A 19,559-nucleotide genomic window follows, 5' to 3' on the forward strand; every position below is an offset into this window, starting at 1 on the left:
CCAGGCCCTTGCCGCCGCTCCACACGGCGTTGCCGGTCCTTCACACCGGGGGTCCATCAGTCCTTCACGGCGCCGCCGAGACCGGAGACCAGCCTCCGCTGGACGAGGACGAAGAAGATCAGCACGGGCACGGTCATGATGGTGGAGCCCGCCATGATGCCGCCCCAGTCGTTCTCGTCGGGTTTGAAGAAGACCAGCAGCGCCATGGGCAGGGTCGACTGCGAGGTGTCGCTGATGATGAAGGACTTGGCGAAGAGGAAATCGTTCCAGGTCGAGATGAACGAGAAGACACTGGTGGCGACCAGGCCCGGGAAGACCAGCGGGAAGAGGATCTGCCAGAGGAATCGGGTGCGGCTGGCGCCGTCGATGTAGGCGGCCTCCTCCAGCGCCTCGGGCACCGCCTTCACAAAGCCCCGGAGCATCCAGATCGCGAACGGGAGGGAGAAGGCGATGTGCGGCAGGATCAGCGACCAGAGGGTATTGAGCTGGCCCGCGTCGCGCATCAGGAAGAACAGCGGGATGGTCAGCGCCTCGATCGGCACCATCTGCGCCACCAGGAACATGATCAGCAGGGTGGTGCGGAATTTGAACTTGAAGCGGGTGACCGCCGTCGCGGCGAGGAAGGCGATCAGCGCGGAGGCGATGACCACGACGGTCGCGACGAAGAGGCTGTTGAGGAAATAGCGTCCGAATTCCTGCTGCTCGAAGACGCGGCGGAAGGAGTCCAGCGACGGATTGAGCGTCCAGGGGAGCGCGTCGGTCGACTGGATCTCGCCCGCCGGTTTGAAGGCGGAGAGCACCATCCAGTACAGCGGGAAGGCCACGACCACCGCGACGACGAGCGCGAACGCCTCGGCGGCGAGCCGCCAGGGACGGCGGATGCGGAGCATGCTCGTACGGCTCACAGTTCTTCTCCCTGGCGTCGCAGAAGGCGCAGATAGACAAGGGTGACGACCAGCAGAATCAGCAGCATGACGACGCCGATCGCCGAGCCCAGGCTGTACTGCGAGGACGCGAAGGCTTTCTGGTACGCGTACACATTGAGCACGAGATTCTGGCCCGCGATACCGCCGCCATTGGTCATCACATAGATCTGCGTGAAGACCTTGAAGTCCCAGATGATGGACTGAATGGTGACGACAACCAGAATGGGCCGGAGCATCGGCGCCGTGATCGAGCGCCAGATCCGCCACTGGGAGGCGCCGTCCAGCGAGGCCGCCTCCAGCACTTCGGTGGGGATGGCCTTGATGCCCGCGTACACGGTCACCATGACGAACGGGAACGAGCACCAGACGACCTCGAAGAGCACCAGCGCGAAGGCGCTGTAGCGCTCATAGGTCCAGGAGAAGTCGCCGAGGCCGAGCACGCGGTTGACCGGGCCGTAGTCCGGGTCGAAGAGGAAGACCCAGACGGTGGAGCCGGTGATCGCGGGGGTGGCCCAGGCGCCGAGCGCGGCCATCATCAGGACGAGCCGGGGCAGTGCGCGGACGCGGGTGAGCAGCACGGCGAGCGCGCATCCCACGGCCAGTGTGGTGACCACACAGGCGGCGGCGAAGAGCACCGTGGAGAGCAGGACCTGCCAGAACTGGCTGTCGGCGAAGAGTTCCCGGTAGTTGCCGAAACCCTTGAAGGTGGTGGGCTCGCCGCCGCTGACCTGGGCCTGGGTGTATTCGAGGAAGGAGATCAGACCGAGCTGGTAGATCGGGTAGACCAGCAGCGCGGCCAGGACGACGAGCGCGGGCAGCAGATAGAGCCAGGGGGTCCAGCCGCTGCCCTTGCGGCCGTGGCGCCTGATCCTCGGGGGTTTCCGTTCGGCCGGGGCCGGCGCGGTCTTCGGGGAGACCGCGGCCGGGCCGGCTGCTGTGGCGTGGTGCGTCATATCGGTCAGCCCGCGTCGTTGAACGCGGTGTCCATCTTCTTGGCGGCGTCGCCCGAGGCGGCGGCCACGTCCTTCTTGCCGCTGATGATCTCCTGGAACATCGTCGGCAGAACGAGGGAGGCGTCGATCTGGCCCCACCCGGAGGACGCGGGGACGAACTTGGCGCCCGCGCCGAGCGTCTTCACGAACGGCTCGACGAAGGGCTCGGCCTTCGCGACCTCGCCGCGCACATCGGTGTAGGTCGGCAGGAAGCCCATGGCGTCGAAGAACTTGCGCTGGGACTCCTTGCCGGCCAGCTCCTTCATCAGATCGACGGCGAGGGTGCGGTGCGAGCTGCTCTTGAGCACCCCGATGTTGTTGCCGCCCGCGAAGGCCGGCGCGATCTCGCCCTCCTTCGCGCCGGGCAGCGGCACCACGGCGTACTTGCCCTTGACCGAGCCCGCCTCGACGGCCTGGTGGCTGAAGTCGCCGCCGATCGCCATGGCGGCCTTGCCGGAGGCGAAGGCGGTGACGACCGCGTTGCCGGTCATGGCCGCGCACTTGGCCGCCGGACAGTTGTCGTCACCGAAGAGGGAGGTGTACGCCTTGATGCCCTTCTGGGAGGCGTCGCTGTCGATGGCCGACTTGTAGGAGCCGCCGCTGCCCTCGGCCAGCTCGCCGCCGTTGGCCCAGATGAACGGCATCGCGCCGTAGGTGTACGCGCCGCCGACGGCCATGCCGTACAGGTCCGGCTTCTCCTTGCGGATCTTCTTCGCGGTGGAGATCAGCTCTTCCTGGGTCTTCGGCGGCTGGATGCCCAGCTCCTTGAAGACGTCGGTGCGGTAGTACAGCGCCCGCACACCGACGAAGAGGGGGGCGCCGTAGACCTTGTCGTTGACGGTGACCGACTGGGTGGCGGTCGGGTCGCTGTCCTTGGCCTCGTCCCAGGCCTTGAACTCCTCGCTGATGTCGGCGAGTCCGCCGTCCTTGACGTACCCGGCGGTGTCGGTGTTGCCGTACTCGATCACATCGGGGGCGCTCTTCGGGTCGTTGAAGGCGGCCTTGATGCGCTGGGCGCGGGTCTCGACGGGTATGTACTCGACCTCGACCTTGGTGTCCTTGTTCTCCTTGGTGAACGCCGCGACGGCACCGTCCACGACCTTCTTCTTGGGGTCGTTGTTGACCTCCTGGAAGAGCCAGACGCGCAGGGTCCCGGACTTCTCGTCCTTCGATGAGCTGTTGTCGGAGGTCTGGGGGGCGCAGGCGGTGGCGGTGAGACCCGCGAGCACCAGAGCCGCGGTGGGGGCGGCGAGACGGGAGCTGAGCTTCATGAGCGGTCCCCTACGGTGAGCGTTGCAGCATCTGCAACGTACGTTTCGTGCTGCACAACACGAGGAGGCTAGAGCGGGTCACACAAAGGGACAAGAGGTCTCAACCACTCTGTGACCGGCGGACGCATCCTGTGCAACGCGAAGCGCCCCGGGGCGGGGGAAGGGGAACAACCGGTGAGCGGGCGGACACGGAAACGGCCCCGGGGGCACGCTTCTCGCGTGCCCCCGGGGCCGTATCACCGTGATGCCGGGGCCTGCCCGCGCGGCGGGCCGGCGGGCGCCGCCCTCGCGGGCGCCGCCCCGGTCGGCGCTACTTCTTGTCCTTGCCGCCCTTGTCCTTGTCCCCGCCGGGGCCCATGGACTCGTAGATCTCCTTGCACATGGGACAGACCGGGTACTTCTTGGGGTCGCGCCCCGGCACCCAGACCTTCCCGCACAGCGCGACCACGGGAGTGCCGTCGAGGGCGCTCGCCATGATCTTGTCCTTCTGGACGTAATGGGCGAAGCGCTCGTGATCGCCATCGCCGTGCGACACCTGCGGCGTCGGCTCTACGAGGGTTCCCGTCCCAGTCCCGCGATCGGGCTCAAGAGTGCTCATGAGCTCCAAGGGTACCCGTGCCGGACGCCCCCGGGCCGCACCCGGGTCCGCGCGGTCAGTTGAGCGAGGGATCGTCCGGATAGGTGGCGAACATCGCCAGTTCGCTGCGCTGGCGGCGCAGCACCGCGCGCCAGAGCGTCTCGGGCCGGGGCGAGGAGACATCGCCCGGCTCGGACTCCACGACGTACCACGCGCCGTCCTCCAGTTCGCTCTCCAACTGGCCCGGGCCCCAGCCCGCGTACCCGGCGAAGATGCGCAGCGACCCGAGGGCCGCGCCGAGCAGTTCGGGCGGGGTCTCCAGATCGACCAGGCCGATCGCCCCGTACACCCGGCGCCAGCCGAGCGGGCCCTCGTCGCCGGGGATGACGGCGACGCCGAGCGCGGAGTCGAGGGAGACCGGGCCGCCCTGGAAGACCACTCCGGGCTCGCCGGCGAGCGGGGCCCAGGGCAGCAGGATGTCGCCGACGTCCACCGGGGTGGGCCGGTTGAGGACCACGCCGAGGGAGCCCTCGTCGTCGTGGTCGAGCAACAGCACGACCGCGCGGTCGAAATTCGGGTCCGCGAGGGCCGGAGTGGCGACGAGCAGCCGCCCTGTGAGCGAGGACACCTCGGTCATGCGAGACATGATCCCGCATCTTCGCCGTTCTCGGGGCCCGACCTGAGGACCGCGCCGCCGCGCAGCTCACCGGGGGCGCGGGGACCGGCCCGGGAACATCCGGAACATTACACTCCGCATCCCGCCCCCAACCGAGCGTGCTGTAGCGAACTCATGACGTCACACAGCCTCCCCGCCCTTACGGCACAGGGACTGTGGCCCCTTACCCTTTTCTCTGACCCTCTGCCCGACGTCCCCCTGCTCCACCGAGGGGGACCCCCTCCGGAACGCGAGATTCATGACCGGCACAGACGATGTACTGCTTGTCCACGGCGGGACCCCGCTGGAGGGCGAGATCCGCGTCCGAGGCGCCAAGAACCTGGTGCCGAAGGCGATGGTCGCCGCTCTCCTCGGCAGCGAGCCGAGCAGAATGCGCAATGTGCCCGACATCAGGGACGTACGGGTGGTGCGCGGGCTGCTCCAGCTGCACGGGGTGACCGTCCGTCCGGGCGAGGAGCCCGGCGAACTGGTGCTCGACCCGACGCATGTCGAGAGCGCCAATGTCGCCGACATCGACGCCCACGCGGGGTCCTCGCGCATCCCGATCCTCTTCTGCGGCCCGCTGCTGCACCGGCTCGGCCACGCCTTCATCCCCGGTCTGGGCGGCTGTGACATCGGCGGCCGGCCGATCGACTTCCACTTCGACGTGCTGCGCAAGTTCGGCGCGCGGATAGAGAAGCGGGACGACGGCCAGTATCTGGAGGCCCCGCAGCGGCTGCGCGGCTGCAAGATCCAGCTGCCGTACCCCTCGGTCGGCTCCACGGAGCAGGTGCTGCTGACGGCGGTGCTCGCGGAGGGCGTCACCGAGCTGTCGAACGCGGCGGTGGAGCCCGAGATCGAGGATCTCATCTGTGTGCTCCAGAAGATGGGCGCCATCATCTCCGTGGACACCGACCGGACGATCCGGATCACCGGTGTCGACCGGCTCGGCGGCTACACCCACCGGGCGCTGCCGGACCGTCTGGAGGCCGCGTCCTGGGCCTCGGCGGCGCTGGCGACCGAGGGCAACATCTATGTGCGGGGCGCCCAGCAGCGCTCGATGATGACCTTCCTGAACACCTACCGCCGGGTCGGCGGCGCCTTCGAGATCGACGACGAGGGCATCCGCTTCTGGCACCCCGGGGGCTCGCTCAACGCGATCGCCCTGGAGACGGACGTGCACCCCGGTTTCCAGACCGACTGGCAGCAGCCGCTGGTCGTGGCGCTCACCCAGGCGGCGGGGCTCTCCATCGTCCACGAGACGGTCTACGAGTCCCGGCTCGGCTTCACCTCGGCACTCAACCAGATGGGTGCGCACATTCAGCTCTACCGCGAGTGCCTGGGCGGTTCGGACTGCCGCTTCGGGCAGCGGAACTTCCTCCACTCGGCGGTGGTGTCGGGGCCGACGAAGCTCCAGGGCGCGGATCTGGTCATCCCCGACCTGCGCGGCGGCTTCTCGTATCTGATCGCGGCGCTGGCGGCGCAGGGCACGTCGCGCGTGCACGGGATCGACCTGATCAACCGGGGCTACGAGAACTTCATGGAGAAGCTCGTGGAGCTGGGCGCGAAGGTGGAACTGCCCGGCGGGGCGCTGGTCTAGCCCACAGGGCCCTGTGGGGCTCCCGGGGGCCCTGGGGCGGCCGGGAGGGCCGGGCAGGGCTCCCGGGCCCGCCCCGGAGCACGGGACGCAGCAAGGGCGGCCACCCTGGCAGGGTGGCCGCCCTTGTCGTGTTCAGCGGTCGTGCGGGTAAGCCGGAAGGCTTACTTGCCCTTGGCCGCTTCCTTCAGCTTCGAGCCCGCCGAAACCTTCACGCTGTAACCGGCCGGAATCTGGATCGGGTCACCGGTCTGCGGGTTACGCGCGGTACGAGCCGCACGGTGGGTGCGCTCGAAGGTCAGGAAGCCGGGGATGGTGACCTTCTCGTCGCCCTTGGCGACAATCTCGCCGACGGTCTCGGCGAGGGCGGCCAGCACGGCGTCGGCGTCCTTGCGAGTCACCTCGGCGCGGTCGGCCAGCGCGGCCACCAGCTCACTGCGGTTCATGTTCTTACTCCCGTGTTTCTACTTGCCTGTGAGGCGTGAGATCGAAGCCGATGCTGCCAGGGCCCTCTGACAGTCCCCGGACCAGGGTCTGCATCAGACCCTCTCGCCCGGTTACGCATCCTGCCCCCACCAACGGCGGGAACGCCAATCCGGCACCCTCCTGAGTCACACGAAAAGCGCCACTACCACATCGTGGTGACGCTCCGTTCACCAGGCGGGGACTCCGTGGAGCCGCCGGGGCCATGGTCCGCCACCCTAGATCGGCGGCCGGGGCCCGGCATCCCACGACGCGCCGGAGGTCAGGGCGGGCGAGCCGGTCGGGTTGCGGGGAGACACCGCCTCGGGGGGTGGCCCTGGGGCGGGGGCTGTGATGAGAACTGTAAGTGTCCGGCGCCCCCGCCGCGACCGGGGGTACGCCCTCCGCGAAGCCCGCCCCCCTCCGCCCCGCGCACCCCGGGCGGCCCGAGCACCCTCAGCCCGTCCGGGGGCACCTCCCAGAGGCAGCTCCGGGGAAGCTTGAGGACGGACCCCGCGCCACAGGAGGCCCGAGCCATTTCAGCCCGTCCGGCGTTTGAGGACGGACCCCGCGCCACAGAAGGCCCGAGCCATTTCAGCCCGTCCGGCGTTTGAGGACGGACCCTGTGCCACAGGACCCCGCATCCTGCGGGCCACGGTCGGGGGCCAGCCCCCGAACCCCCGCGCCTCAAACGCCGGCGAGGCTGGGTGTGCTCAGGCTTCCCGGCGAGGCTGGATGTGCCCAGGCCTCCCGACGGGACCGGGTGTACCCAGGCCTCCCGACGGGACCGGGTGTACCCAGGCCTCCCGACGGGACCGGGTGTACCCAGGCCTCCCGACGGGACCGGGTGTACCCGGGCTCCTTCCGCCGGCAGGGCCGGGGGTGGCGAGGTCTCCCGGGGAGGCCGGGGGTGGCCGGGCTCCACTCCGCCGGGCAGGCCGGGGGTGGCCGGGTCTGCCGGCGGGAGGGAGGAGACGGTCAGCCGTTGCCGTTCAGGACCGGGGCGTGCGCCGCGCCCGCCGCCTTCGCGGCATTGCGGACCGCCCCCGCCACCGCCCCCGCCACCTTGTCGTTGAAGACCGACGGAATGATGTAGTTCGGATTCAGCTCGTCCTCCGTCACCACATCCGCCAGCGCACTCGCCGCCGCGAGCATCATCTCCGTGTTGACGGTGCGCGACTGAGCGTCCAGCAGCCCCCGGAACACCCCGGGGAAGACCAGCACATTGTTGATCTGGTTCGGGAAGTCGGACCGCCCGGTCGCCACCACCGCCGCCGTCCGGCGGGCGATCGCCGGGTCCACCTCGGGATCGGGATTCGCGAGCGCGAACACGATCGCCCCCTCCGCCATCGCCGCCACATCCTCCGCGCCCAGCAGGTTCGGCGCGGAGACCCCGATGAAGACATCGGCGCCCACCACGGCCTCCTTGAGGGTGCCGGTCACCCCTTCGGGGTTCGTGTTGTCGGCGATCCAGCGCAGCGGCGACTCCGGCGCGGCGTCGACCAGGTCGGCGCGGCCCGCGTGGACCACACCGTGGATGTCCGCGACGACCGCGTGCTTGACGCCCGCGGCGAGCAGCAGCTTCAGGATGGCCGTGCCGGCCGCGCCCGCGCCGGACATGACGACCCGTACATCCCCGACCCCCTTGCCGACCACCCGCAGCGCGTTGGTCAGCGCGGCGAGCACCACGATGGCGGTGCCGTGCTGGTCGTCGTGGAAGACCGGGATGTCCAGGGCCTCCCGCAGCCGCGCCTCGATCTCGAAGCAGCGGGGCGCGGAGATGTCCTCCAGGTTGATCCCCGCGAAGCCGGGCGCGATGGCCTTGACGATGGCGACGATCTCGTCGGTGTCCTGGGTGTCCAGGCAGATCGGCCAGGCGTCGATCCCGGCGAACCGCTTGAAGAGGGCCGCCTTGCCCTCCATCACGGGCAGCGAGGCCATCGGGCCGATGTTGCCGAGCCCCAGGACGGCGGAGCCGTCGGTGACCACGGCGACCGAGTTCCGCTTGATGGTGAGGCGGCGGGCGTCCTCGGGGTTCTCGGCGATCGCCATGCAGACCCGCGCCACACCGGGGGTGTAGATCATCGAGAGGTCGTCGCGGTTGCGGATGGGGTGCTTCGACTGCATCTCGATCTTGCCGCCGAGGTGCATCAGGAACGTACGGTCGGAGACCTTCCCGAGGACGACGCCCTCGATGTCGCGGAGTCCTTCGACGATCTCCTCGGCGTGCGCCGTGGAGGTGGCCGCGATGGTCACATCGATCCGCAGCTTCTCGTGGCCGGAAGCGGTCACGTCCAGGCCGGTCACGGAGCCGCCGGAGGACTCCACGGCCGTGGTGAGCTGGGAGACCGCGGTACCGCTCGCGGGGACCTCCAGCCGGACCGTCATCGAATACGAGACGCTGGGCGCCGTTGCCATGACCGGGTTCCTCTGCTTTCCCTAGCTTCATTGCTATGCGCCCGGCCCCGGGCACCCCGGGGCGGACGCACTCCGATGGTCGCACCTACCAGCCGGTAGCCGGTAATAGTGGTCGTTTTGTTTCTGGAAGAAACTTTCCACTATACGGAATACCGCGACCGGACCATCCCAGCACAGCAGCAGGCCCGTGCCCCACCGAGAGTGGGACACGGGCCTGAAGAGACGCTGAAAGTGGCACCGACCCGCCATGCTCGCCTCGCGGCAAGTGGTCGCTCTGAGCGACGAAGGTTGGGCCCGGGGGCTTGGATCGAGCCGGTGCCACCCCCAGGCTAACAAACCACCCCGGCAAGTGATTCCTTCTCGGCGGGTTGACTCCTCGTCACTCCCGTGTCTGCTCCGGGCGGGTCTGCCCCCGGCCGCCCTGGCCCCGCTCTCCGCCGGGCCGCTCGCGTCTGCGCCCGCCCTGCCGTCTGCCGCGCGGCGGACGGCCTCCCTGACCGCCCTGGCCACCCTGGCCGCCCTCACGGGCCTGCTCGCGGCCCTGCTCACGGCCCTGCTCGCGGGTCTGCTCGCGCGGCTTCTCCCGGAACCGCTCCCGGAGCCGGTCTCCCACCCGCTCGGCGAGCAGCTCCGGCACCCCCTCCGCGTCCGGCTCGTCCCGGCTCCCCGAGACCACCGTCAGCTCCTGGGTCGCCCGGGTCAGTGCGACGTACAGCACACGCAGCCCGACGGGCGTGCCGTCGGCGATCTCCGCGGGCGAGACCACGACGGTCGCGTCGTACTCCAGCCCCTTCGCCTCCAGCGAACCGAGCGCCACCGCCCGGTCCCCCAGCCCCTCCAGCCAGCGCGCGGCCTCCTCGCGGCGGCTCATGGCCACCACGACGCCGACGGTGCCGTCGACCCGGTCGAGGAGCCGGCGCGTCTCCTCCCGCACGGTCTCGCCGAGGTCGCGCCCGCCGACGGCCGTGAAGCGGGGGACGACCCCGGTGGAGCGGACCGCCGCCGGGGACTCCATGTCCGGCATCGCCAGCGCCAGCACCCGGGCCGCCAGCGCGGCGATCTCGGCCGGGTTGCGGTAGTTGACGGTGAGCTGGAAACGGCGGCGCGGACGGGTGCCCAGCGCCTCGTCGCGGATCTCCGCGGCCTCCTGGGGCTCCGGCCAGGAGGACTGGGCCGGATCGCCGACGACCGTCCAGGTGGCGTGGCGGCCCCGGCGGCCCACCATGCGCCACTGCATCGGGGTGAGGTCCTGTGCCTCGTCGACGATGACATGCGCGTACTCGGTGCGCTCGGCCGCCAGCCGCTCCGCCCGCTCGCGCTGGGTCTCCTCGCGCTGGGGCATCAGCTCCTCCAGACCGGTGAGCTGGTCCAGCGGGTCCAGCTCCCGCTTGCGCCGGGGCCGGGCCGGCGCCCCCAGCAGGGCCTGGAGCTCGTCGAGGAGGGCGACGTCGTGCACGGACAGGGGGCCCTTGCCGTCCTCGCCCGCCCGCTTCAGCGAGCGCGCCAGCCGGCGCACCTCGCCCTGGTCGAGAATCCGTCGCGCCCACCGGCCGAGCCGCCGCTCGTCGGCCATGGCGGCGAGCACCCCGCGCGGGGTCAGCTCGGGCCACCACTCGTCCAGGAAGGAGCGGAAGCTGTCCTCGCCGCTGACGTCCTCGTCGAAGGAGGAGCGCAGTTCGGCGGCGAGTTCGGGATCGCTGTGGCGGCCCGCCGAACCCGACCGGGTCCAGAGCGCGTCCAGCAGCAGCCGGCGGGCGCGCGGGCGCAGCAGATTGACCGGCGCGGTGCCGCTGAGGACATTGGCCCGGATACGGCGCAGCTCGGCGGCCTCCAGCTCCAGCCGGCGTCCGAAGACGACCACCCGCAGCCGCTCGGGCGTACCGGCGGCCTCCTCCTCGCCCAGCGTCAGCTGGCCGTCCCGCACGGTCACCGTCGGCCCCGGGCGCTCCAGGGCGCCCCGGGCGGCGTGGCGGAGGACCTTCAGCATCCGGCACGAGCCCTTGACCCGCGCCACGGCGGGTTCGTCGTAGACGGTGGCCTCGGCGCCGTCGACCAGATGGCCCACCGCGCGGATGGCGACCTGGCCCTCCTCGCCGAGCGAGGGCAGCACGCCCTCGGTGTAGGCGACGAGCAGCGGAGTGGGCGAGACGATGAGGATGCCGCCCGCGTACCGTCTGCGGTCCTGGTAGAGGAGGTACGCGGCCCGGTGCAGCGCCACCGCCGTCTTGCCGGTGCCGGGGCCGCCCTCCACATGGGTGACGGAGGCGGCGGGCGCCCGGATGACCAGGTCCTGTTCGGCCTGGATGGAGGCGACGATGTCCCGCATGGTGTGGCTGCGGGCCTGGCCGAGCGCGGCCATCAGCGCGCCGTCGCCGATCACGGGGAGGGCGGCGCCGTCGAGCCGCGCGGTCAGCTCGGGACGCATCAGGTCGTCCTCGACCCCGAGGACCCGGCGGCCCTTGGAGCGGATGACCCGGCGGCGCACCACCCGGCCCGGCTCCACCGGTGTCGAGCGGTAGAAGGGGGCGGCGGCGGGGGCGCGCCAGTCGATGACCAGGGGCGTGTAGTCGGTGTCCAGCACCCCGATCCGGCCGATGTGCAGGGTCTCGGCGATGTCGGCGGTGCTGTCGGGGCGCACGGCGTCGTCGGCCGGCTCCACCGAGGTGTACGCGCCGTCCGGGCCGCGCTGTCCGTCCTTGCCCGGCAGCAGGTCGATCCGGCCGAAGAGGAAGTCCTCGAATTCGTTGTTGAGGCGGCTGAGGTGGACGCCCGCGCGGAAGACCTGGGCGTCCCGCTCGGCGAGCGCCCCGGGGGTGCCGACCTGGCCGAGTTTGGCGGCGTCCTTCATCAGGAACTCCGCCTCGTCGATCTTCTCCTCCAGCCGGCGGTACACCCGGTCGAGATGTTCCTGCTCAACGGCGATCTCTCGGTCCCGGACGGAGTCCTCGGGGGTGGAATGTCCCCGGACGGTGTCTCTTGCGACCTGATCGACAGCGTCGACAGCGGCTTCCTGCGCGGCCACCGAGGCCCCCTTCTGACGTGCACTGGGCAGCCGCCAACCGTACGCGAAGGGGGCGAATCTGTCAGGCGTCGACCTCCACGAGCTTTCTGCCGTCGAACGTACGCACCTCGAAACGGTCGATGTCCGCGCGGGGCATGGCGGCTCCGCCGTGGACGTAGAGCGGCTCACCCGACGTTCCGTTCGGGCCGTCCGCCGGGCCGTAGCCGCGGCGGGGGACGGCCCAGGAGGCCACGATCTCCTCCTCGCCGCTCCTGGAGACGGCGATCAGCGAGCACTTGAGCGGGCCCGTGACATTCCTCAGCTCCAGGACGGTGTGGGTGCCCCACTCCCTCTCCTCGGTGCCGACGGTGGCCCGGACGCGGGTGGTGGAGTCGGTGGCGGTGACCTTGGCGTCCATGGTGCGGAGGGAGGTGTCCTCGGCCGGGGGCGCCTGCGCGGCGGGGGCGGCGGCGTCGGCGGTGACCACGACGGCGGTGAGCGGGCCGCCGACGATCAGGGCCCCGGCGACGGCGATCAGGCACAGGGCGCGGCGGCGCCTGGCGGCCCGCTGCCCCGCGACCTCCGCGAGCAGCCCTTCGAGCACCCGCCCGCCGGGCGGGGCGGGGGCGCGGGGCGGGGTGGCCGGGGGCAGCGCGGCGAGCACGGGCTCCATGCCGGAGAGCTCCTCCAGACGGGCCGCGCAGACATCGCACCCGACGAGATGGGTCTCGAACACGGAGGCGTCGGTGTCGTCGAGCACCCCGAGCACATACGCGCCGACCGCGTCGTGGACGGACTCGTGCTCGTGCCCGCTCATGCCGTGACCCCCCTCTCCTCCAGTGCGAGCTTCATCGAACGGAGGGCGTAGAACACCCGGGAGCGGACCGTCCCGCTGGGTATGCCGAGGGCCTCGGCGGCCTCGTTGACCGTACGTCCCCTGAAGTACGTCTCCAGAAGGACTTCCCGGTGCGCGGGAGTCAAATCATCGAACGCGTCCGCGAGCGTCATCAGCCAGAGCGCCCTGTCGATCTCGTCCTCGGCGGGGATGACGTCGAGCGGCGACGGATCGACCTCCCTCGGCCGGGCCTGGCGGCTGCGGTGCCCGTCGATGACGATCCGGCGGGCGACCGTCACCAGCCAGGGCCGGACGGAGCCGGTCGTCCGGTTGAGCCGGCCGGCGTTCTTCCAGGCGCGGATGAGGGTCTCCTGCACCACGTCCTCGGCGCGCTGGCGGTCGCCGGCGACAAGGCGCAGAACGTAGGCGAGGAGGGGGCCGGCGTGGTCGCGGTAGAGCGCGCGCATGAGGTCCTCGTCGGGCGCGGAGGGGGCACGGAGCGGTTTCCCGCCGCGATGGCGGGCCCTGCGCGGACGGTCGTCGGCCACGGCGGCATCCTCGCGCACCCGACCCTCCCGGTCGACCCCCACGACACCCTCATCCGGGAGCCCCCCGCCCACGGGGAGCGGGGTCCTGTGGGCGCGGGGTCGGTGCTCAATCTCCCCCAGAGCTTCCTCTGGGGGGTGCCCCCGGAGGTGCTGGGTCCACCCAGCCCCGCCGAAGCCGCCGAGGCAGCTCCACTTCAGCCCCCGCCGGCGATTGACGCAGCACCACTCCAGCCGCGCCGAAGCCCCCCATACAGCTCCACTCCAGCCCCGCCGACGATTGACGCAGCACCACTCCAGCCCCGCCGGAGCCCCCCATACAGCACCCCTCACCCCCGCGGACGAGCGACGCAGCACCACTCCAGCCCCGCCGGAGCCCTCCATACAGCTCCACTCCAGCCCCGCCGACGATTGACGCAGCACCACTCCAGCCCCGCCGGAGCCCCCCATACAGCACCCCTCACCCCCGCGGACGAGCGACGCAGCACCACTCCAGCCCCGCCGGAGCCCTCCATACAGCACCACTCCAGCCCGCCGGCAAGCGACGCAGCACCCCTCACCCCCGCCGGCGATTGACGCAGCACCACTCCAGCCCCGCCGGCGTTTGAGGCGCGGGGGTTCGGGGGCTGGCCCCCGACCGTGGCCCGCACCGTGCGGGCACCTGTCGCACAGAGTCCGTCCCCAAGTGCCGGACAACCCGGGTTCGCCCGGCGATTGGGGCGCGGGGCCTCGGGGCCGGGCCCCGGGTGTGGGCCGTGCACGGGGCGGAGGTCAGGCGCGGGTCATCGAGGCGGTGCGGCGGCGGTGGCGGGCCACACGCTCCCGGTTTCCACAGACCTCACTCGAACACCACCTCCTCCTCCGCCCCCGCGAACTGTCCAGATACACCCGCCGGCACCCCTCCCCCGAACACTCCCTCAACCCCCCTCTCGCCACCGAATCCGTCAGCAGCTCCACCGCGTCCCGCGCCACCGCCGCCAGCAGCGCCCCGCACTCCGGCGCCGTCCCCAGCACCATCACCAGAGCGCCGCTGGTGTCGTCCCGCACGGCCCGGATCGGCGGCGGCGGCCCCGAGGCCGCCGCGTTCACCCGTTCCAGGGCGGTCGGGGCGTACCGCCCGTCGATCTCCGCCCGCACCACCTGGTTGATCCAGCCGCGCAGTTCCACGAACCGCCCCACCCAGGGGCCGTCCACCGCGCTCACCGGCGTACCTGCGGGAAGCAGCCCCGCGGTCAGCAGCCAGTGGGCGAGCCGGCCGGGGCCCGCGAGGGGTTCGCGTCCGGCCGACTCTCCTGTCGCCATCAGATCCAGGCAGAGCCGGCCCGAGTCGAACCGCCAGTCGTGAGGAGCCGTACCGGTCGCGCCTGTCACCATGCGCCTGTCACCGCCTCAAGGTCACTGCCTCGGGCACTCCGCCGGGTCCGCCACGGGTGCCGCAAAGTCCTGCCGCGGGGTCTTCCCACCAGAGTGCCCGTCCCGGCGGGTGCCCGGAAGCCTTTCCGGCGCGGGCGGCCGGAACCCCTCCCCCGGGAACCCGGCCCGGGCCCGGGCCCGGTTCAGGGGCGGGCCGCGTCCCGTGCGGCGGCGGCCCCGCCGCAGAAGACGGCCTCCAGGGTGCGGGGCAGGGTGTTGAGGACGGCGCTGTTGTTGGAGGTGTTGGCGGCCGAGGTCACCGAGCGGGCGCCGTCCCCGGAGGTGAAGGAGTAGGTGTAGTACCCCTGGACGGTGCCGTTGTGCCCGTACACGGAGACCCCGCAGGAGAGATCGCGGCGGCGCAGCCCGAGCCCGTACCCCTGGGTGCTGTTGACCGCGGTCCACTTCCGCATCTGCGCCAGCCCCGCGGTGGAGGTCAGCTCGCCCCGGAGCAGCGCGGCGAAGAAGGTGTTGAGGTCCCGGGCGCTGGAGATGAGCGCGCCCGCGCTCTGGGCCCAGGACGCGGTCTGGCGGGTGGAGTCGATCAGCGACGCGTTCGCCGAGTCGGGGGTGAGGTACCCCTTGGTGTGCGTGCCGGGAATGGCGGTGGAGGGGTGGACGTAGAAGGTGTCCGCGAGACCCAGCGGGTTGATGATCCGCTCGCGGTAGGCGGCCCCGGTGGAGACGCCGGTGAGCTTCTCGACGAGCATGCCGGCGACCACGAAGTTGGTGTTGGAGTAGGAGTACGCCGCGCCGGGCTGCCCGGTCCTGGGCTCGGCCAGGGAGATGTCGAGCAGTTCCCGGTGGGTGAAGACCCGGTTCCGTACGGCTTCGAAGCCGGCGACGGTACGGGCGAACAGCACGTTGGTGTAGTCGTACAGGCCGCTGCGGTGGCTGAGGAGATGACGCACCGTGATCCGGTCGTCCGGCAGCACCCCGGGCAGATGGCGGGTGACCGGGGAATCGAGGGTGAGCCGGCCCTCGTCCACGAGCTGGAGCAGCACCACGGCCGTGAAGGTCTTGGTGACGCTGCCGACCCGGAAGCGCTCGGCGGCGGTGACGGCCCGTCCGGTGGCGCGGTCGGCGACGCCCTCGGCGAAGGTGCGCACGGACGCGCCGTCCTGGACGCGCGCGAGGGCGCCGGGCGCGCCGTGGGAGAGCGCCGAGCGCAGGGCGGCGCGCAGGGCGACGGCGTCGGGCGCGGCGAGCACGGGGGCGACGGCGTCGGGCGCGGCGAGCACGGGCGCGGAGGAGGACGCCGTCGCGGCGGACCCCCCGCCGGCCGCCCGTACGGGCACCGCCGCCGCGCTCGCGCCCGCCCCCTCCCCCACCGGGACCGCCAGGAGCGACAGCACGGCCGCGCCCAGCGCCGCGCCCCTGCCCACCGTGATCGAGATCATCTGCCTCAGCTCCCGTTCCGCGTTCGACGAACGGCCGCGCGGCGGTCGCGAGCGCGGCTCCCCGTGTGAACGGCGCAATCCGGCGCGGGTTTCGCTCCCGTGCGCCGGACACCCCCGGATGGCAGCGCCCGGGGCGCGGAGGTGCGGGTGGGTGCGGGCGTGAGTGTGGGGGACCCATCCCCCCGTCGCGGGTCCCCCACGGTGGGCGCGTCATCGGCGGCACGGAGCGCCGGCGGCCCGTGGCCGATTCCCCCTGGCACACCGCCCCCGTCGGTGCGGCGCCGTGCGACCCGGATCGATCCGGGTCCCGACCACGGGACCACTGTCCCGCACGGGCATGGCGGCGAACCTTGCGGAAACCTTGCGCCGGCGGTGCGAGCCGGCGGTGAAGTGCCGGCGGCACCGGCACAAGACGGCCGGGCGGCGCTCAGGCCGCTTCCGGGACGGGCACCCAGTGGCCCGGGCCGCGCTCCAGCCGGCCCGACTCGCCCGCCAGCCCGGCCGCCGCCGCGCACAGGGCATCGAGGCCCGGGTGGCGCAGCCCCCGGCGCCAGACCAGGGAGAGCGGGGAGAGCGGCACGGGGTCGGTGAGCGGGCGCAGCACGGCCTCCGGCATCGCCGGGAAGTCGACGGTCGCCAGCACCGGGCGGCGGGTCTTCGCCATCACCCGCCGGAGCTCCTCGGCCCCGACCGCCATCGGCGCGGGCGGCGCGATCCCGATCCCCCGGCCCGCGAAGAGCCGCCGGGCCAGCTCCGTCCACTCCGGGGTGCGCGGATTGCCGGCCCCCGCGTAGACCGTCTCGCCCGCGAGCGCGTCGAGCGGCACCCGCTCGCGCCCGGCGAGCGGATGGTCGTACGGCAGGATCACCGCCAGCGGTTCGTACCGGACGAGCCGGTGGGCGAGGGGGGCCCGCAGCGCGTCGGCCAGCCCGTGGAAGTAGCCGAAGGAGACATCGAGCCGGCCGGCGGCGATCTCGGCCGCCGCGCCGGTGAGCCCGCTCTCGAAGCGCGCCATCAGCTCGCACCGGGGATCGAGTTCCCGGGCCCTGGCCAGGACACCCGCGCCGCCGCCCGGCTCCACATCGCCCAGCAGGCGCTGAGCCGCGATGTGCGCAGGCTGGAGCGCGAACTGGGCGCCGAGCTGTTCCTCCGTACCACCCGGCGGGTCACCCTCACCGCCGACGGCGAACGCCCATGGGCATGTTCGGCGTCAGCGCGGTGATCATGATCGCCGGGTCGCGGGGCTCGTACGCGCTCGCCGGGGCGGTCACCGCGACCGGCCTGGTGGTCACCGCGCTGGTCGCGCCGTGGACCGCCCGGCTGGTGGACCGGTACGGGCAGGCCAGGGTCGCCGTTCCGGCGGTGGTGCCGGCCGTGCTCGGGGCGCTCGCGCTGGTTCTGTGCGTACGTCTCGACGCGCCCGACTGGACGCTCTTCGCCGCCTGCGCCGCGACCGCCACCGCCACCGCCCCCAACACCGGCGGGATGTCCCGGGCCCGCTGGGCCCGTCTCCACCGGGACGACCCGGCCGCCCTGCACACCGCGAACTCGTTCGAACAGGCCGCCGACGAGGTGTGCTTCATGCTGGGCCCGGTGCTCGCGGCCCTGCTCTGCTCGGCGCTCTTCCCGGAGGCGGGCACGGTGACCGGCGCGGTGCTGCTCCTCGCCGGGGTACTGGTCTTCACCGCGCAGCGCGCCACCGAGCCCCCGCCCGCCCCGCGCCGCGCGGGCGCCCGCTCCCCGCTGCGCGTATCCGGCGTCCTGCCGCTGCTGCTGGTCTTCCTGGCCACCGGCACGGTCTTCGGCGCGCTGGAGGTCTCCACCCTGGCCCATCTGGACGGCCCGTGGGCGGGCGCGCTGCTCGGACTCCAGGCGGCGGGGTCGGGCGCCGCCGGACTGCTGTACGGGACGCTGCGGCCGGCCCGCGATCTGCCCGGGCGGCTGGGGCTCTGTCTGGGGGCGATGGCGGCGCTGATGGTGCTGCCGCTGCTGGCCGCCCGCACCGGCTCGGCGGTGCCGCTGGCGCTCGCGCTGCTGTCGGCGGGTGCCGCGACCGCGCCGGCGATGGTCACCGGGATGACGCTGGTGCAGCGGCTGACCCCGCGCGGCTCGCTGAACGAGGGGATGACCCTCTCGGTGACGGCGATTCTCGGGGGCATCGCGGTGGGCGCGGCGGCGGCCGGGCGGATCGCCGAGGGGCCGGGCGCGGTGTACGGCTATACGGTGCCCGTCGCGGCGGCGGCGGTCGCGGCGCTGCTCACCGTCCCGATCCGGGCGGCTGCGCGCCGGGCGGACCGGGCGGCGGCCGGACAGGCGGGCGGGCCGGAAGGGCGGGCGGGCCGGAAGGGGCGCGCATGACCTCCGCACCGGCCGGGCGCACGCGGACATGACAGAGGCCCGGCTGCCGTAGCAGCCGGGCCTCTGCCCACATGGGATGAAGTGGAGATGGCGGGAATCGAACCCGCGTCCAACGGTGCGGAATCAGGGCTTCTCCGAGCGCAGTCCGCTGCGATTTTCTCGGCCCCGGAGATCACACGGACAAGTCTCCGACGGGCTCAGTCACTGTTTGATTTCCCTCTGGACCCCGTGACCGGGTCCAGAGGTTTAGTTCCCTAGTTGACGCCAGGAACCGGGTCGGGAACGCTCCCCGGGCTGACGCTCCATGAGTGAAGGTTCGTTCTTACTGCTTATCAGGCAGCGAGAGCGAAGGCTTCGGAGTTATCGCGCTTAGAATTGGCGATTGTTTTTTGCGACATATGGTTTACGAGATCATTGCCGCTTCCTCGGCTCGCTTCACCTGCTTCGACATCCGCTGTCGAAACCGATCATCCCCATGTTTTTTTATCAATGCTTCCCGCGGAAGGGTTGCCCCTCCGGTGGTCGGCAGTGCCATCGTACGTGACCAACGCGGCCACATGCCAGCGTATTCCCGCGATGGCGCGGGTCAGGCCCGCTGACGGCGGCGCACGGCCGACATCGCCCGGTCCGCCTCGCGGCGGTCCTGGCGCTCGCGCAGGGTCTGCCGCTTGTCGTACTCCTTCTTGCCCCGGGCCAGCGCGATCTCGATCTTCGCCCGGCCCTCCCGGAAGTACAGCACCAGGGGCACGATCGTGTGACCGGTCTCCTGGGACTTGGACTCCAGCTTGTCGATCTCCGCCCGGTGCAGCAGCAGCTTCCGCTTCCGCCGCGCGGAGTGGTTGGTCCAGGTGCCCTGGGTGTACTCGGGCACATGGACGTTGTGCAGCCAGGCCTCGTGGCCGTCGATCTGGACGAAGCCGTCGGCCAGCGAGGCCCGCCCCTGCCGGAGGGACTTCACCTCGGTACCGGTGAGCACGAGACCGCACTCATAGGTGTCGATGATCTGGTAGTCGTGCCGCGCCTTCTTGTTCTGCGCGATCAGCTTGCGCCCTGGGTCCTTTTCCTTAGCCATAGTGCGTTCATTTTCGCACTACCCCGCAACAGATTTA

Annotated in this window: 15 protein-coding genes, 1 other RNA gene and 2 pseudogenes; 3 read left to right on the forward strand and 15 right to left on the reverse strand. The window is 71.8% G+C overall.

Features of this window, described 5'->3' with window-relative positions:
* Positions 1–56: 56 nt before the first annotated feature.
* From ABT122_RS14980 to ABT122_RS15000, 5 genes are all read right to left on the reverse strand, one after another.
* A complete protein-coding gene (locus tag ABT122_RS14980; protein WP_451068892.1) occupies positions 57–890 on the reverse strand; it encodes a carbohydrate ABC transporter permease in 834 nt (277 codons plus the stop codon).
* An 11-nt stretch (positions 891–901) separates the two neighbouring features.
* Positions 902–1,879 carry a carbohydrate ABC transporter permease gene (locus ABT122_RS14985; protein ID WP_351550838.1) on the reverse strand — a complete coding sequence of 326 codons (978 nt, stop codon included), beginning with the start codon at positions 1,877–1,879 and terminating at the stop codon, positions 902–904.
* Positions 1,880–1,884: 5 nt separating this feature from the next.
* A complete protein-coding gene (locus ABT122_RS14990; RefSeq protein WP_351550841.1) occupies positions 1,885–3,189 on the reverse strand; it encodes an extracellular solute-binding protein in 1,305 nt (434 codons plus the stop codon).
* 310 nt (positions 3,190–3,499) lie between these two features.
* Positions 3,500–3,787 (reverse strand): DUF3039 domain-containing protein, encoded by a 288-nt coding sequence (locus ABT122_RS14995; RefSeq protein WP_351550844.1) that lies wholly within the window; start codon positions 3,785–3,787, stop codon positions 3,500–3,502.
* A gap of 55 nt (positions 3,788–3,842) precedes the next feature.
* Positions 3,843–4,403 (reverse strand): YqgE/AlgH family protein, encoded by a 561-nt coding sequence (locus ABT122_RS15000; RefSeq protein WP_351550847.1) that lies wholly within the window; start codon positions 4,401–4,403, stop codon positions 3,843–3,845.
* A gap of 277 nt (positions 4,404–4,680) precedes the next feature.
* Here ABT122_RS15000 and murA point away from each other — a divergent pair, with 277 nt between their 5' ends.
* Positions 4,681–6,021, forward strand: a complete 1,341-nt coding sequence (gene murA / locus ABT122_RS15005; protein WP_351550850.1) for a UDP-N-acetylglucosamine 1-carboxyvinyltransferase — start codon at positions 4,681–4,683, stop codon at positions 6,019–6,021.
* A 161-nt stretch (positions 6,022–6,182) separates the two neighbouring features.
* Here the strand turns inward: murA and ABT122_RS15010 are convergent, their stop codons facing one another.
* The 8 genes and pseudogenes from ABT122_RS15010 to ABT122_RS15045 all read right to left on the reverse strand — a co-directional run bounded on the left by ABT122_RS15010 (position 6,183) and on the right by ABT122_RS15045 (position 16,960).
* Entirely contained in the window at positions 6,183–6,464 is a 282-nt protein-coding gene (locus ABT122_RS15010; RefSeq protein WP_003954777.1) for an HU family DNA-binding protein, read from the reverse strand.
* A 994-nt stretch (positions 6,465–7,458) separates the two neighbouring features.
* Positions 7,459–8,898, reverse strand: coding sequence for an NAD-dependent malic enzyme (locus tag ABT122_RS15015; protein WP_351550854.1), 1,440 nt, complete (start codon positions 8,896–8,898; stop codon positions 7,459–7,461).
* A 616-nt stretch (positions 8,899–9,514) separates the two neighbouring features.
* Positions 9,515–11,920 (reverse strand): annotated as a pseudogene (locus ABT122_RS15020) (HelD family protein); the annotation flags it as partial.
* Between the two features lie 61 nt (positions 11,921–11,981).
* Entirely contained in the window at positions 11,982–12,716 is a 735-nt protein-coding gene (locus ABT122_RS15025; RefSeq protein ID WP_351550856.1) for an anti-sigma factor family protein, read from the reverse strand.
* Entirely contained in the window at positions 12,713–13,300 is a 588-nt protein-coding gene (locus ABT122_RS15030) for a sigma-70 family RNA polymerase sigma factor (RefSeq protein WP_351550858.1), read from the reverse strand. Before ABT122_RS15030 ends, ABT122_RS15025 begins: the two co-directional genes overlap by 4 nt.
* Before the next feature lie 750 nt (positions 13,301–14,050).
* Positions 14,051–14,653 carry a CGNR zinc finger domain-containing protein gene (locus ABT122_RS15035; RefSeq protein ID WP_351550861.1) on the reverse strand — a complete coding sequence of 201 codons (603 nt, stop codon included), beginning with the start codon at positions 14,651–14,653 and terminating at the stop codon, positions 14,051–14,053.
* Between the two features lie 182 nt (positions 14,654–14,835).
* The gene (locus ABT122_RS15040; RefSeq protein WP_351550863.1) at positions 14,836–16,092 is read right to left on the reverse strand and encodes a serine hydrolase domain-containing protein; all 1,257 of its coding nucleotides are present in this window, start codon (positions 16,090–16,092) and stop codon (positions 14,836–14,838) included.
* A gap of 427 nt (positions 16,093–16,519) precedes the next feature.
* Positions 16,520–16,960, reverse strand: a complete 441-nt coding sequence (locus ABT122_RS15045) for a type 2 periplasmic-binding domain-containing protein (protein WP_502976145.1) — start codon at positions 16,958–16,960, stop codon at positions 16,520–16,522.
* Between ABT122_RS15045 and ABT122_RS33610 the strand changes: the two genes are divergently transcribed.
* Together ABT122_RS33610 and ABT122_RS15055 are read left to right on the forward strand one after the other, a co-directional pair.
* Positions 16,940–17,314, forward strand: coding sequence for a helix-turn-helix domain-containing protein (locus ABT122_RS33610; RefSeq protein ID WP_502976146.1), 375 nt, complete (start codon positions 16,940–16,942; stop codon positions 17,312–17,314). The two genes, ABT122_RS15045 and ABT122_RS33610, sit on opposite strands and share 21 nt — an antisense overlap.
* Positions 17,278–18,450: pseudogene (locus ABT122_RS15055) on the forward strand (MFS transporter); the annotation flags it as partial. The gene ABT122_RS33610 and the pseudogene ABT122_RS15055, both read left to right, overlap by 37 nt.
* 79 nt (positions 18,451–18,529) lie before the next feature.
* On the opposite strand, the gene ssrA reads toward ABT122_RS15055, so the two are convergent.
* Positions 18,530–18,925, reverse strand: a transfer-messenger RNA (tmRNA) gene (ssrA, locus tag ABT122_RS15060).
* A gap of 111 nt (positions 18,926–19,036) precedes the next feature.
* Positions 19,037–19,522: an SsrA-binding protein SmpB gene (gene smpB / locus ABT122_RS15065; RefSeq protein ID WP_351550866.1), complete on the reverse strand. Its 486-nt coding sequence runs from the start codon at positions 19,520–19,522 to the stop codon at positions 19,037–19,039.
* Positions 19,523–19,559 lie beyond the last annotated feature (37 nt).

Origin of the sequence: Streptomyces sp. NPDC001985, from assembly GCF_040296845.1 — a bacterium.
In the GTDB taxonomy this organism is placed as follows: domain Bacteria; phylum Actinomycetota; class Actinomycetes; order Streptomycetales; family Streptomycetaceae; genus Streptomyces.

What these genes read in the sequence shown, in the direction of transcription:
- ABT122_RS14980 (WP_451068892.1), bottom strand. Translation starts at nt 890, where the DNA reads ATGCTCCGCATCCGCCGTCCCTGGCGGCTCGCCGCCGAGGCGTTCGCG.
- ABT122_RS14985 (WP_351550838.1), bottom strand. Translation starts at nt 1,879, where the DNA reads ATGACGCACCACGCCACAGCAGCCGGCCCGGCCGCGGTCTCCCCGAAG.
- ABT122_RS14990 (WP_351550841.1), bottom strand. Translation starts at nt 3,189, where the DNA reads ATGAAGCTCAGCTCCCGTCTCGCCGCCCCCACCGCGGCTCTGGTGCTC.
- ABT122_RS14995 (WP_351550844.1), bottom strand. Translation starts at nt 3,787, where the DNA reads ATGAGCACTCTTGAGCCCGATCGCGGGACTGGGACGGGAACCCTCGTA.
- ABT122_RS15000 (WP_351550847.1), bottom strand. Translation starts at nt 4,403, where the DNA reads ATGACCGAGGTGTCCTCGCTCACAGGGCGGCTGCTCGTCGCCACTCCG.
- murA (WP_351550850.1), top strand. Translation starts at nt 4,681, where the DNA reads ATGACCGGCACAGACGATGTACTGCTTGTCCACGGCGGGACCCCGCTG.
- ABT122_RS15010 (WP_003954777.1), bottom strand. Translation starts at nt 6,464, where the DNA reads ATGAACCGCAGTGAGCTGGTGGCCGCGCTGGCCGACCGCGCCGAGGTG.
- ABT122_RS15015 (WP_351550854.1), bottom strand. Translation starts at nt 8,898, where the DNA reads ATGGCAACGGCGCCCAGCGTCTCGTATTCGATGACGGTCCGGCTGGAG.
- ABT122_RS15025 (WP_351550856.1), bottom strand. Translation starts at nt 12,716, where the DNA reads ATGAGCGGGCACGAGCACGAGTCCGTCCACGACGCGGTCGGCGCGTAT.
- ABT122_RS15035 (WP_351550861.1), bottom strand. Translation starts at nt 14,653, where the DNA reads ATGGTGACAGGCGCGACCGGTACGGCTCCTCACGACTGGCGGTTCGAC.
- ABT122_RS15040 (WP_351550863.1), bottom strand. Translation starts at nt 16,092, where the DNA reads ATGATCTCGATCACGGTGGGCAGGGGCGCGGCGCTGGGCGCGGCCGTG.
- ABT122_RS33610 (WP_502976146.1), top strand. Translation starts at nt 16,940, where the DNA reads ATGGTCGTACGGCAGGATCACCGCCAGCGGTTCGTACCGGACGAGCCG.
- smpB (WP_351550866.1), bottom strand. Translation starts at nt 19,522, where the DNA reads ATGGCTAAGGAAAAGGACCCAGGGCGCAAGCTGATCGCGCAGAACAAG.